This is a genomic window from Deinococcus sp. AB2017081 (assembly GCF_034440735.1).
Classification (GTDB): Bacteria; Deinococcota; Deinococci; order Deinococcales; family Deinococcaceae; genus Deinococcus; species Deinococcus rufus.
In genome coordinates this window covers 1,989,636-2,003,067 of the sequence record NZ_CP140098.1, presented here as the reverse complement: position 1 = coordinate 2,003,067, position 13,432 = coordinate 1,989,636, and the positions used below count along the sequence as shown (strand labels likewise).

Genomic DNA, 13,432 nt, shown 5'->3' with positions numbered 1-13,432 from the left:
GGTGGTTCAGTCCGTCTGTACCCACCGCTGCGGTGCGAGGATGAACGGGAGTGGAGGACTGCATGGAAGAACGCAAGAGTATGGGGAGCGCCCTGGTCGATGTCTTCGACGCGGGCGTGACCCTCGTGAAATCGGAGATCAACGCGGTGGCGAGAAAGGCGGGCGACATCGCCAAGGCCAAGGGCATCGGGGTGGTGCTGCTGCTGGCCTCGGTCGGTCCGCTGGTCATGGCCCTGATCTTCCTGATCCTGGCCGTGTTCTACGGACTGATGCGGCTCGGGGCCGGGCCGTGGTTCGCTGCGCTGCTGATCGCGCTGTTCAGTTTCCTCGTGACCGGCGGGCTGATCTTCGTGGGCCTCAGACGTCTGGGGGCCGAGGTCAAGACCGACGAACCCCTGATCCGGAGGCATGCGATGAGCGACGACCACAGTGACGACTCCACCCCCCGTCCCGGCACCACCACCGACCGCACCAGCGATCCCGGCAAGGCTCCGGCGACGGCCGCCGGCCGCGGATGGCGCATCGATCAGGACGCGCCCGTGCCGACAGCGGCGGGCAGCCGACCCGGTGATTCGGTCGAGGTGCCGCGCGATCCCCAGCGGCACGCGGCCGGCGAGAACCGCGTCGTGCAGGAGCGACCCGGTCAGGCGACCGTGCGGGTCGAGAAGGGCACCAGCACCGTACCCGTGTACGAGAGTCAGCCGGACGGCACACCCGAGATGTACGGCAGCGGCCTGAACGAGAAACTGGAGGGCAAGGAGCACGACAGCCCGTCGCAGGGGGCGCCGGCCGCTCCGCGCAAGGTACCCGGCATTCCGGTCAGCACAGATCCCACCTTCCAGGACGACATGCGCCGGGGGAAAGACTCGTGAGCGACCGCGCCCCGCTGACGATGACCGAGCGCGAGGCCGCCCGCGAGCAGCTGCGGGCCAGCATCGACGCCCTGAGTGAACAGGCCAGTCTGCACGTGCAGATGCAGAAAGATCCTCTCAAGATGCTGGGCGGCGCATCGGCGGTCGGGGCCGTGATCGGCATGGTGGTCGGCCGTCAGTTCCGCCGCAGCCGCAAGATCTACGTGGATGCCGGCAGCCCGGAGAAGCACCAGAAGGCGCTGATCCGGGCCCAGAAGACGCACTCGGGCGGGGGTGGAGGCATCGGCGGCGCGCTGGTCGCCACCCTGGGCACCCTGGCCGTCAAGACCCTGACCGACAGGGTCATCACGCCGCGGCTGGAGGGCTACGCCAGCAGCCTGCTGGAGCGTTCCGGCACGGCACCCACGCCGGCGCGCACGACTCCGGCAGCCACGCCGGCTGCTCCGGCTGCGCCGACCCGGCCAGTCCCCCCCGTAGCAGCCTCGCCAGAACCGTCGAGAGCGGCCGCCGCTGCCCAGCCCGCAGCGCCTGCTGCCGGGCGGACTGCCCACCCCGGCGTCCTGCCGCACCCGCCCAGTGTGGTCGAGGCCAAGGCCGAGGGCAGCGTCATCCCGCCGGAGCAGATGGCGAACCCGAACCGGCGCTGATTCCGGTCTGAACGCCGCCCACCGCGACATGGTGGGCGGCTTTTCCATGCGTGCCGGACTGACCTGCTACCCTGCAGTGATGACGGTTTCGCCCACCACGAGGCGCAGCACCCGCCAGCGCGACGTGATCTCCCGTGTTCTGGACCATGCCGAGGGGCCGCTGTCTGTGGGCGATCTGCTCACCCGAACCCAGGCCGAGCTGCCCGGCGTGGGACTGGCGACCGTGTACCGTACCGTGAAACTGCTGTGCGACCAGGGCACCGTCCATCCCGTCACCCTGGACGGCGAGACCCTCTACGAGGCGAGCGGCCGCGGTCACCACCATCATTTCTCGTGCACGGCCTGTGGACGGGTCTTCACGCTGCACGCCTGCCCGGTGTCGATCCCGGCCGGCTCGGTGTATCCCGGTGGATTCGTGGTCGAGGCGCACGAGGTCACGCTGTACGGCCGCTGCCCCGCCTGCGCCGCGCCCTGAACGCGGTATCCAGTTCCGCCCTGGGGCTGAACAGATGTCCCCGAGCTCCACGTCCGATCCCTGTCGGACTCAGGTGCCGCTTCGCTCGATTCATATTCTGGTCTGAGGCTTGCCTTTCCCGGCGGCCCGGCGCTACCCTGATGCCGTGCTCCGCGCGTGACCCTGTCACCGCTGGAGCCACCCCATCGAGAGCGCCCGAGAGACCTGGCTCGTTGACGGCGCGGCAACCGGACTCCATTTCGTCACGGTGCCACAGCCAGCCCCCTGTGTTCCCGGTCAACGATGACCACCAGGCGGGATCGATCGGGAAGGTCACGCGTGTAACGATGTACGCCCCTTCTCGTGCCACCGAGAGGGGGTCTGCCATTGGCCGGCCCTCCCCGCCCCCCGTCCGGAGAGGAGCCCAGTTCCATGTCCCACAAGTTCGACACCCTGCAAGTCCACGCCGGCCAGAAGCCCGACCCGACCACGGGCGCGCAGCAGGTACCCATCTACCCCACGAACTCCTACGTGTTCGAGTCGCCGGAGCACGCCAGCGACCTGTTCGGCCTGCGCGCCTTCGGGAACATCTACTCGCGCATCATGAACCCCACCAACGCCGTGCTGGAAGACCGCATGGCCGCGCTGGAGGGCGGCGTGATGGCCCTGGCGGTGTCCAGCGGGCACGCCGCGCAGTTCCTGGCGATCACGACGCTGGCGCAGGCGGGCGACAACATCGTGTCCACGCCGAACCTGTACGGCGGCACCGTGAACCAGTTCCGCGTGACGCTGCGCCGCCTGGGCATCGAGGTGCGCTTCACCAGCAAGGCCGAGAAGCCCGAGGAGTTCGCCGCGCTGATCGACGACCGGACGCGCGCCGTGTACCTGGAGACCATCGGGAACCCGGCGCTGAACATCCCGGACTTTGAAGCCATCGCGGCAGCGGCGCACGCGCAGGGTGTGGCGGTCATGGTGGACAACACCTTCGGCGCGGGCGGGTACTACTGCCAGCCGCTGAAGCACGGCGCGAACATCGTGCTGCACTCGGCGAGCAAGTGGATCGGCGGGCACGGCAACGGCATCGGCGGGATCATCGTGGACGGCGGGAACTTCGACTGGGGCAACGGCCGTTACCCCCTGATGACCGAGCCCAGCCCCAGCTACCACGGCCTGGACTTCTGGGCGACCTTCGGCGAGGGCAACCCCCTGGGCCTGCCGAACGTGGCGTTCCTGATCCGCGCGCGCACCGAGGGCCTGCGCGACCTGGGCCCCACCCTCGCGCCGCAGCAGGCGTGGCAGTTCCTGCAGGGCCTGGAGACGCTGAGCCTGCGCGCCGAGCGGCACGCCCAGAACACCGCGGCGCTGGCGTCGTGGCTGGCCGCGCACCCCGACGTGAAGCGCGTAACGTACCCCGGCCTGAGCAACCACCCGCACTACGACCGCGCGCAGCACTACCTGCCGCGCGGAGCGGGCGCGGTGCTGACCTTCGAACTCAAGGGCGGCCGCGCGGCCGGCGAGGCCTTCATCCGCTCCGTGAAGCTCGCGCAGCACGTCGCGAACGTGGGCGACACGCGCACCCTGGTCATCCACCCCGCGAGCACCACGCACTCGCAGCTCGACGAGATCACGCAGGAGGCCGCCGGCGTCACGCCCGGACTGGTGCGCGTGTCGGTGGGCATCGAGCACATCGACGACATCCGCGACGACTTCGCGCAGGCGCTCGCCGCGGCGCTGGAACTCGCCGGGGAGGAGGCGTGACCGCCCTTCCCCACCCCGGCCCCGCCGCCCGCCACCTCCACCCGGACGACGTGGACGAGGCCGGCTGTCCGCAGCAGGAGGCCCTGCTGTTCCGCGACCGCCCCCTGCTGCTCGACAGCGGGCAGGTGCTGAGCGACCTCCGCGTGGCGTACCACACCTACGGCGAGGCGCGTGAGGACGCCACGCTGGTGCTGCACGCCCTGACCGGCACGAGCGCCGTGCACGAGTGGTGGCCGGACTTCCTCGGGCGCGGCCGGCCGCTCGACCCCACGACCGACTACATCGTGTGCGCGAATGTCCTGGGCGGCTGCGCCGGCACCACCAGCGCCGCGGAACTCGGCGACGTGCCCCTCACGCTCGCCGACATGGCCCGCGTGGGCCGCGCCCTGCTGGAACACCTGGGCATCACGCGCGTCCGGGTGATCGGCAGCAGCATGGGCGGCCTGCTGGCGTACGCGTGGCTGCTGGAGTGCCCGGACCTCGTCGAGCGGGCCGTGATCATCGGCGCTCCCGCCCGGCACTCGCCGTGGGCGATCGGCCTGAACACCGCGGCCCGCAGCGCCATCCGCGCCGCACCCGGCGGCGAGGGCCTCAAGGTCGCGCGGCAGATCGCCATGCTGTCGTACCGCAGCCCCCAGAGCTTCGCCGTCACGCAGACCGGCCAGCGGACCCGCGGCGTGGCCGCCATCACGTCGTACCTCGAATATCAGGGCGAGAAGCTCCACGCCCGCTTCTGCGAGAAGACGTACGTGACCCTGACGGCCGCGATGGACGCCTTCCAGCCCAGCGACGCCGACCTGCGCAGCATCCAGGCTCCGGTGCTCGCTGTGGGCATCTCCAGCGACGTGCTGTACCCGGCCGCCGAGGTGCAGGAGCACGCCGCCCTGCTGCCCCGCAGCACGTACTGGGAACTGGAGAGCATCCACGGCCACGACGCCTTCCTGATGGACGCCGGAGAGCTGCCGGACGTGGTGCGCGACTTCCTGCATCGCTGACCCGAACCTCGTGGAGTCAAGGAGGGTGCTCCGGCCTCCGTGGCTGGCCATGTCCGCCCGGACGGCGAGCTGCCGGTCAGGGCTGCACGGTTCCTGAATCGGCCGTGGCGACCAGATCCAGGGAGGTCATCGCCACGGCGGTGAGCTGCACCCGGCCGACACCCGCGCTGCCGAGAACCTCCATGCCACGGGTCAGAGCCAGGAACAAGGCCGCCAGGGCATCCGGATCCGAGCCTGGAGGGATTTCACCGTGCTCCTGCGCATCGACGATGCACTGACGGTATGACTGTTCAAGCCGCTCGAAGGTGTGCAGGGCAGAGTGTGCGACCTCGCTGTCATGCCCTGCACGTTCCACCGTGGCCTTGGTCAGCAGATCAGCCTCTGAATTCGTACCGCTGAACGCGATGGCCAGCTTGAGCAGGTGGGCGCGGATGCGTTCCAGTGGGGTCGCGCCGCTGTGATTGAGCGCTGCGTCGACCACAGTGACGGCCTCTGCGGCGCTGTCCGTGAGGGCACGGAGATAGAGTTCCCGCTTGCCGCCAAACGCGTTGTAGAGACTCTGTTTGCCCAGACCGGTGGCGGTCGTGAGGTCGTCGAGAGTCGTGCCGCCGAATCCCTGCTGCGTGAAGGTCTCTCGGGCAGCGGCGATCACGTCTGCATCACGGAATTTGCGGGGGCGGGGCACCAGGGTACGCTACTGTTTCTTGACTTTCTGGTCAAGAACCTCAATATTTGACCACATGGGATAAAACCCTGAGCCGCTCTCTCGGATAGCCGCTCTAGAGCACGCCACATGGAATTGCGGCCACCGCTGGACACCCCCGACGGGGTGCCGTCCCCGCCGTGTGCCCAATCTCCGGCGTCTGGTCGCTCCCGGACACATCTTCGCCCCGCTGCATCAGCAGTGACGCAGCCGCCCCTCCACGACGCCCGCGTCCAGAACAAAGGAAACGCCATGACGAGCCCACGATCCACGTCCCCTCTGTCCACCTCCGTGCACGTCCAGCTCCAGAGCATCGCCATCAGCGTCGAAGACCTCGACCGCGCCATCGACTGGTGGCACCGGATCTTCGGCTTTCAGGTGGTGACGCGGACGCACCTTGAGGCGCTCGGCGCTGACGTCGCCATCATTCAGGGCCTGGACTTCAGGCTTGAACTGATCCAGGTGCCTCATGCGCAACGCTTTGATGCCCTCTTTGCCGCGCCGCCGGCACACCTGCTCGCCATCGGTGCCAAGGCGCTGGTACTGGAAACCGGCGACCTGAGTAGCCTGACTCGTATACTGGAAGAGCACGGCGTGACCTTCCTCTGGCAGGAACTGGCGCTGGAGATTGGCGTCGCCACGGCCATCCGGGACAGCGAGGGCAACCTCATCAACATCTTCCAGAAGACGGCGTGATCCAGATCGCCCGGACTGACGTGCGGGACTGATGCCGGCGACCCTGGGTGAACCAGCGGTTCTGACCTTGCATGGCGCTGCGGCGCGTGTTTCTCTGGAGCAGTGCCCACCGTGATCGACGTGCCGCCTACCGACCCGCGTGTGGCCGCCCTGCTGGACGCGCAGGAAGCCGAACTCACCGCCCTCTACGACGGCGACCCCACGCAGAGCGAGCCCTTCGACCCCCGGACTCTGGCCGGCGAGGGCAGCGTCCTGCTGGCTGTGCAGCACGGCCCGGAGCTGATCGCGTGCGGCGCGCTCAGGCGCTGGGACGCGCACACCGCCGAGGTCAAGCGCATGTACACCCGCCAGGGCGACCGCGGGAACGGTCACGCCCGGCGCATCCTGCACGCCCTGATCGACCGCGCCCGCCGCCTGGGCTACGCGCGCCTGGTGCTGGAGACCGGTGACCGCCAGCCCGACGCCATCGCCCTGTACGAGCGCAGCGGTTTTGTCCGCATCCCCAACTACGGGTACTACGCGACCATCGAATCCAGCGTGTGCTACGAGCTGCCGCTCGCAGACGAGCAGACGGGCTGACCGCCGCAACGCTGAAGAGCCACTCACAGCCGGTAACGCCCGCTGCACCTTTGGGATGACCGGTGCCTCGTGGCGCCTCCATACACTATGGGTGAAGTGGCAGAAGTGGCCTCGGGGAGGGGCCTGCTATGGGAAGACCCGCGATCCGGACGTCGTCGTGTTCTGTTGCCCGTGTTCAGTGTTCGTGTCCGGATCGTGGTGTTCCTTGAGGTGGGGACGGGGTGTGGCCGCGTGCGCCCTGACGCTGCTGCTGGGCAGTCTGTCGGCCCTGGCCGCGCCGCCATCTGCGCTGGACGCCGACCGGGACGGCTACCCGGACGCGGCGGAACTGTATGGGCAGGATCGGGCGAGCTTTGCCGACTGGTTCGCCAGCATCGCAGAGAGCCAGTACTACGGCATCAGCGCCGACTGGGCGGCCCAGGATCAGGACTGTTCGGGGCTGCTGCGCTACGCCTTCGTGAACGCCCTGGCGCGACACGACGCGGCGTGGTTCGCCAAGTTCCGGTTTCTGCCAACGCCCGCGCTGCCGCCCGTGCAGCACCTCAGCTATCCCCTGCCGGTGATCCGCCGCTCGGTGTTCCGCGTGGCAGCGGGAGCGTACCGCGCTGATGATGTGGAGCAGGGCCGGCTGGTCGGGCGTACCGGGGCGCAGTTCCTGCTGCGGGACTCGATGACGCTGGTGTCGCGCGACCTGGCGCAGGCGCGGCGCGGGGACGTGCTGTTCTTCCTGCGCCCGCAGCTCTCCTCGTACCACTCGGTCGTGTACCTGGGCGGCGGCATGGTCGTGTACCACACCGGCCTCTCCCCCGCCGAGGGCGGCGAGGTGCGCCTGCTGTCGGTGCAGACGCTGATGAAGCACCCGGACACCGCCTTCCACCCGTCGGCCAGCAATCCGAATTTCCTGGGCGTGTACCGCTGGAAGATCATCCAGTGACGTCCATCCCCTGCCCCACCTGTCCCACCCAAGGAGCCCCGCTATGACCCGATTCCGACTCCATCCCCGCTGGCTGACCGGTGCCCTGCTGGGCGGCCTGCTGCTGGCCGACGTCGCCCCGGCGCAGGACATCTCGATCTACGGAGGGCGCTTCACGGCGGGCGAGCCGCTGAAGGTCGAGGCGTACGGCCCGGCAGGCACGCTGTTCACGCTGGATCGGGTGCTCGATCCGCAGGGCCTGTTCGCGGCGAGTAAAGACCCGCACGCCCCGGTGCTGCCGGCGGGTGCGGGCACCGTGCGGGTCGCGTCTGCCCGGCTGACGCGCAGCGGTGCCCTGAACTTCGGGCGGGTGCCGGTCGGCGTGTACCTCGTGCGGGCCGGGGCGGTGAGCCGCGTGGTGATCGTGACGAACCTGGGCATGGTCGTGAAACGCGACGCCGACTCGGCGCTGGTGTACGCCGCCGACCGCCAGACCGGCCAGACCCGCCCCGCGAAGATCTGGGCGCTGGGCCAGGCATCAGGCCAGGGCACGGCCACCGCCGATGCCAGTGGCCTGCTGCGCTGGAAGGGCACGCTGGACGACGAGCAGGTGTTCCTGGCCCGCTCGGGCAACGACTGGGCGATCACGGGCTCGGCGTGGAACCGCTACGCGGCCCCGAAGGTGCGCGGCTACGTGTACACGGATCGCCCGGTGTACCGCCCCGGCCACCACGTCGAGTTCAAGGGGGTGCTGCGGGCGGCCAGTGACCTGACACCGCTGGCGAACACGGCCATGTCGGTGAAGGTGCTGAACGACAACGACGAGGAGATCTTCCGCAGGACCATGACCACCGACGCGGCCGGCACCCTGCACGCGGGCTTCGACCTGTCGGCGGGCGCGGGGGTGGGGGGCTACCGCTTCGTGGTCACGTCCGGCCAATACGACCCGGAGGAACTGAGCGTGGCCGGATCGTTCCAGGTCGAGGCGTACCAGAAACCCGAGTATCAGGTCACGGTCACGCCGCAGCGCCCCGCCGCCGTGCAGGGCGACAAGATCAGCGTGCGGATCGGGGCCGCGTACCTGTTCGGTGGCCGCGTGTCCGGGGCGCGGGTGAACTACAGCGTGACCCGCGCCCCGTATTACCCGCCGGGCTTCGACACCGAGTCCCTGCCGCCCGATGACCAGGGCAGCGAGTACGGCTCGGATCTGGTGGTGCAGGAGGAGGCCCGCCTGGACAGGAACGGCGAGCTGGTGCTGGATCTGCCCCTGGAGAGAGACGCGGACGGCCGCCCCGTCAGCTACCGCATCGAGGCCGAGGTCGAGGACGAGTCCCGCCGCGCCGTGAGCGGCAGGGCGCGCGTGATCGCGTACCCGGCCGCCCTGAACGTGCAGGCCGAGACCGACGGCTACGTGTACGCCCCCGGCGACCGCGTGGCCGTGTCGCTGGACACCCGCGACCTGGGGCAGGTGGGCCGCGCTGCTCCGGTCACAGTGGATCTGGTGCGCCAGGACTACTCGCAGGTGCGCGGCAAGTGGGTGTTCCGCGAGGAACGGGTCGCCCGGCAGCAGGTCACGACCGGCCAGACCGGGGTGGGCCGCGCCAGCCTGCGGGCACCGCGCAGCGGCGGCTACGTGGTGCGCTCGACCGTGAAGGACTCGCGGGGCCGCGCCAGCACCACCGAGAACTGGGTGTGGATCACCCGCCCCGGCGACGACTGGGGCTGGAACTACCGCGAGATCTCGCTGACGCTGAACCGCAAGTCCTACCAGCCCGGCGACACCGCGACCGTGTTGGTGGGCAACCCCACGCCGGGCGCTCCGGTGCTGGTGACCATTGAGGGCCAGAAGCTGCGCCAGTGGGCCGTGCTGCGCGGGAAAGGTGCGACCCTGAGCTATTCCTTCCGGGTCACGGACGACATGACCCCCAACGCCTTCGTGACGGCGGCCTCGCTGGGCGACGGCAGTTTCCACGCCGCCGAGAAGCGGGTTCGGGTGCCGCGTGTTGGGGCCGACCTGACCGTGAAGGTGACCCCTGACCGGCCGCGCTACGCCCCCGGCCAGACCGGCAAACTGAACGTGCAGGTCACGGACGCGCAGGGCCGGGGCGTCGACTCGGACGTGGCGCTGGGCGTGGTCGATCAGGCGATCTATCTGGTGCGGCCCGACACCAGCCCCGCCATGCTGCAGGTGTACGACGCGCCGCGCGACAATGCCGTGGGCACCCAATCCAGCGTGGACTTCTACTTCGAGCAGACCGGCCCCCAGGCCGCCCGCCCCGCCGCCCCCATGACCGAGGCCGCGTTTGCCCAGAGCAAGGAGGGCGACCGCGCCGACGCCTCGTCGCCGGAGGTCACGCCGCGCCAGGACTTCCGCGACACGCTGCTGTGGGTGCCAAACCTCGTGACCGACGCACAGGGCCGGGCGACGGTGGACGTGACGTACCCGGACAACCTGACCACCTGGGTCACGACGGCCCGCGCCCAGACGACGGCCCCCCGCTTCGGACAGGCCACCGCGACCACGCTGGTCACGAAGGACGTGATCGCCCGCCTGAGCCTGCCGACCTTCCTGGTGCGCGGCGATCAGGTGACGGTGTCCGGCGTGGTGAACAACACGCTGGGCACGGCCCAGACCGGCCGCGCCACCCTGGCCGTCAGCGGCCTGAGCGCGGTGAGCGGCAACGCCCTGACAACCACTGGCACCGCCTTCCGGACAGAGGCGGGGGGCCGCGCCCGCGTGGACAGCGTGATCCGCGCCACGCAGCCCGGCACCGCGAGCCTGACCTTCACCGCCCGCACGCCCGGCGGCAGCGACGCGCTGAAACTTCCGCTGCCCGTCAAGGCCCGTGGCTACGCCGAGACCCGCAGCGTGACCGGCAGCGCGGGCACGGCCACGACCTTCACCGTGCCGCGTGACGCCGCCGCCGGAACCGTCCGCCTGAACCTGAACCTCACGCCGTCGCTGCTGTCGGCGGTCGCCCCGGCGCTGGATTACCTGGTGGGCTACCCCTACGGCTGCACCGAGCAGACCATGAGCCGTTTCCTGCCCGCGCTGCTGGCCCGGCAGGCACTGGGGGCAGAGGTGCTCCCGGACGGCGGCCAGAACCTCAGGGCGATCACCGAGCGCGGGCTGGCGCGGCTGGCCGACTTCCAGCACGACGACGGCGGCTGGAACTTCTGGCAGAACGACGACAGCACCCTGGAGATGACCGCCTACGTGACCGGCGGCCTGCTGCGGGCCAAGCAGGTCGGTGCCCCGGTGGACAACGCGGTGCTGGATCGCGGCCTGAAGTACCTGTCCGCCCACGTGGCCGACCCCGACGAGCGGCAGGCCGACCGCGCCACCGCGTACCGCGTGCTGGCCGACGCCGGGCGCGTGAACGTGGCGCAGCTGTCGACCTTCGCGCGGCGCAGGGAACTCACCCCGTACAGCCTCGCGCAGCTGAGCATGGCGCTGAACCGGGCCGGGCAGCGGCAGGCGGCGCAGGACACCCTGACCCGCCTGAAGGCCACGCGCCAGGGCACCACGCGGGGCGGACTGGTGTACTGGGGTTCCAGCCGTCAGGCCGACGACTGGTGGTCGTACTGGGACGACAACCGCATCCAGGTCACGGCTGTGGCGCTGGAGGCATTGGCGACCCTGGAACCGCAGAGCCCGCTGATTCCCGGCGTGTCGCAGTGGCTGCTCCAGAACCGCCAGGGGCCGCGCTGGGTGAGCACGCAGGACACGACCTCGGTCATTGTGGCCGCGCTGAGTCTGCCGAGAACGGGGAGCAGCACACCGGCATCCGTGGGCGTCACCGTGGACGGCAAGACCATCCGGACCGTGCAGACCGGCGCGCAGGCCGCCACCACCGTGGACGTCCCCACGTCCCTGCTCACTGCCGGCAGTCACACCATCCGCTTGAAGGGCGCTCCCGGCAGCCTCACATACTCGGGACAGCTGACGTACTCACTTGAGCCCGCCACGCTAAACGCGATCACGAACCGGGGCCTCACGCTGGGCCGCACCTACGAGCGCCTGACGCCGCAGTGGGACGCGAAGGAGAAGCGCTACACCTACGCCCGGACGCCGCTGCTCCGGGGCGGACAGCTCCAGCCGGTCACGGTGGGCGACCTGATCCTGGTCACGCTGACCGTGAAGCCCGACCAGACGGCGCGGTACGTGCTGGTCAGCGACCCGATTCCCGCCGGCATGAAGGCGCTGGACGAGCGCAGCCTGACGATTGCCGGGCTGAAGGAACGCGACGAATACGGCTGGGACACCTGGGACTACTGGTATGCGGGCCGCGACCTGCTGGACGACCGCGTGGATCTCTACGCCGACTACCTGAGCGGCCGCCAGACCATGACCTACGTGCTGCGTGCCCAGACGCCCGGCACCTTCACCGCCCTGCCTGCCCACGCCTTCCTGATGTACGACCCCGGCGTGGAGGGCTACGGCCCCGCCGCGACCTTCACGGTGCGCGACCGCTGATGCACATGGGCCGGTGGGCGGCTGCCCTGGTGCTGGGCGTGTCTGCCCACGCGGCCCCGGTCACCGTCACGCACGGCACCCTGACCGTGACGTACACCGACCCCCGTGACCGTGCCCACCTGGGGCTGGTGTTCCGCACGTGGGCGCAGGCCACGGCCGACCTGAAGGCGCTGGGGCTGAGTGTCCGGCCGGTGCAGCTCACCGCTGCCAGCAGCGCCACTGACTTCGCCCGCGTCACCGGCGAACCGGCCAGTATCGCCGCCAGCACGCGCGGGCAGACCATCACGACGCAGCGGCTGGGAGCGCTGGCCGAGCGGGGCCTACTGGCCTCAACCATCCGCCACGAGGGCTTTCACACCGCGCAGCCGCCGGGTCTCCCGCGCTGGCTGGCCGAGGGGCTGGCCCGGCTGTTCAGCGGCGAGGCGGCGGGGGATTCGGCGGAACCGACCGGTCTGACCGCCCTGAGCGGAGCGCAACTGGACGCGAGGCTGCTGGGGCGCGTGCCGGGGCAGGCGGGGGCGGCCTACCGCGAGGCGACCCGGCGGGCAAAGGTGCTGGTGGCGCGGGTGGGGTGGAAGGGGGCGCTGGGCGGGAAGTAGGTGTGCTCTCCATCCGGTTGTGCTTCAGTCAGCCTGCCTCACCCCCGCGTGAACAGCTGGCCCACCGCGCGGATGAACTCGTCGCGCCGCTCCAGCTGCTCTGGCGTATAGCGTTCGCGCAGTTTCGCTTCCTTGAACGCTGCCACGTCCTCGCCGGGATTCAGCGCCCACGTCTCCAGGGGCGTGCAGGCGATCTGCATGTCGTGGCCCCACTCGTTCGCCGGCAGGCCCGCCGCCCGCGCCGCCAGCGGCCACGTCGCGTCGATCAGGCGGTCGCCGCCGCGTTCGTGCAGCACGAGGTAATTGTGAACGTCGATGACCGGCTCGCCGTTCCACGCGGCCAGTTCAGGCGCAGAACCGTCCGGCAGGCGGATTTCCTGTGTGCAGGCGTAGATGGTGCTGGGCAGGCCCAGTTCCGCGTACAGCGCCGCCAGCAGTTCGTGCTTGGTCGAGCACGTGCCGCGCCACTCGGCTATGACGGTCTCGGGAGCGTGGCTGCTGGCCCGCGCATACGGCAGGTCGCGCACGAGTTCAAACAGTTCGCGCTCGTCGGGCAGCGGGTCGCCCGAGCGCAGGCCCCGGCGCACCGCTTCAGCATGGAGGAGGGAGGCGAGAGGACGGGTCATGGGGACATTGTGGCGGGTTTCCAGAGGATGCGACTACTATGCGGCAATTGTCCGTCCCCACCGCACAGCGGATCAACTGCGCGATAGCTTCTCTCCCGACAACCTCTAAATAT

The 13,432-nt window shown here is 70.1% G+C and carries 12 protein-coding genes and 1 riboswitch; of the genes, 10 read left to right on the top strand and 2 right to left on the bottom strand.

Annotated features, from left to right (window positions below; genetic code table 11):
* The first annotated feature begins 62 nt into the window (after window positions 1-62).
* The 5 genes from U2P90_RS09640 to U2P90_RS09620 all read left to right on the top strand — a co-directional run bounded on the left by U2P90_RS09640 (window position 63) and on the right by U2P90_RS09620 (window position 4,726).
* Window positions 63-872, top strand: coding sequence for a phage holin family protein (locus U2P90_RS09640; RefSeq protein ID WP_322471933.1), 810 nt, complete (start codon window positions 63-65; stop codon window positions 870-872).
* Window positions 869-1,519: a hypothetical protein gene (locus tag U2P90_RS09635; protein WP_322471932.1), complete on the top strand. Its 651-nt coding sequence runs from the start codon at window positions 869-871 to the stop codon at window positions 1,517-1,519. The genes U2P90_RS09640 and U2P90_RS09635 overlap by 4 nt, the downstream gene beginning before the upstream one ends.
* Window positions 1,520-1,598: 79 nt before the next feature.
* Window positions 1,599-1,994, top strand: a complete 396-nt coding sequence (locus U2P90_RS09630; protein ID WP_295819060.1) for a Fur family transcriptional regulator — start codon at window positions 1,599-1,601, stop codon at window positions 1,992-1,994.
* 179 nt (window positions 1,995-2,173) lie between these two features.
* A riboswitch (SAM riboswitch) is annotated at window positions 2,174-2,283 on the top strand.
* Between the two features lie 122 nt (window positions 2,284-2,405).
* Complete coding sequence (locus tag U2P90_RS09625) at window positions 2,406-3,731, top strand: O-acetylhomoserine aminocarboxypropyltransferase/cysteine synthase family protein (RefSeq protein WP_322471931.1); 1,326 nt, start codon at window positions 2,406-2,408, stop codon at window positions 3,729-3,731.
* A gap of 50 nt (window positions 3,732-3,781) precedes the next feature.
* Window positions 3,782-4,726, top strand: a complete 945-nt coding sequence (locus U2P90_RS09620; RefSeq protein WP_322474688.1) for a homoserine O-acetyltransferase family protein — start codon at window positions 3,782-3,784, stop codon at window positions 4,724-4,726.
* Window positions 4,727-4,802: 76 nt separating this feature from the next.
* Here the strand turns inward: U2P90_RS09620 and U2P90_RS09615 are convergent, their stop codons facing one another.
* Window positions 4,803-5,411 carry a TetR/AcrR family transcriptional regulator gene (locus U2P90_RS09615; protein ID WP_322471930.1) on the bottom strand — a complete coding sequence of 203 codons (609 nt, stop codon included), beginning with the start codon at window positions 5,409-5,411 and terminating at the stop codon, window positions 4,803-4,805.
* A 309-nt stretch (window positions 5,412-5,720) separates the two neighbouring features.
* Here U2P90_RS09615 and U2P90_RS09610 point away from each other — a divergent pair, with 309 nt between their 5' ends.
* The 5 genes from U2P90_RS09610 (at window position 5,721) to U2P90_RS09590 (ending at window position 12,693) form a co-directional block, all read left to right on the top strand.
* A complete protein-coding gene (locus tag U2P90_RS09610; RefSeq protein ID WP_322471929.1) occupies window positions 5,721-6,125 on the top strand; it encodes a VOC family protein in 405 nt (134 codons plus the stop codon).
* Between the two features lie 102 nt (window positions 6,126-6,227).
* The gene (locus U2P90_RS09605) at window positions 6,228-6,704 is read left to right on the top strand and encodes a GNAT family N-acetyltransferase (RefSeq protein WP_322471928.1); all 477 of its coding nucleotides are present in this window, start codon (window positions 6,228-6,230) and stop codon (window positions 6,702-6,704) included.
* A 223-nt stretch (window positions 6,705-6,927) separates the two neighbouring features.
* A complete protein-coding gene (locus U2P90_RS09600; RefSeq protein ID WP_322471927.1) occupies window positions 6,928-7,638 on the top strand; it encodes a DUF1175 family protein in 711 nt (236 codons plus the stop codon).
* Window positions 7,639-7,681: 43 nt separating this feature from the next.
* Entirely contained in the window at window positions 7,682-12,094 is a 4,413-nt protein-coding gene (locus U2P90_RS09595; protein ID WP_322471926.1) for an alpha-2-macroglobulin family protein, read from the top strand.
* A gap of 5 nt (window positions 12,095-12,099) precedes the next feature.
* Window positions 12,100-12,693, top strand: a complete 594-nt coding sequence (locus U2P90_RS09590; protein WP_322471925.1) for a hypothetical protein — start codon at window positions 12,100-12,102, stop codon at window positions 12,691-12,693.
* Window positions 12,694-12,731: 38 nt separating this feature from the next.
* On the opposite strand, the gene U2P90_RS09585 is transcribed toward U2P90_RS09590, so the two are convergent.
* On the bottom strand, window positions 12,732-13,319 hold the full coding sequence (locus U2P90_RS09585) for a hypothetical protein (protein ID WP_322471924.1): 588 nt from the start codon (window positions 13,317-13,319) through the stop codon (window positions 12,732-12,734).
* Between the last annotated feature and the right edge of the window lie 113 nt (window positions 13,320-13,432).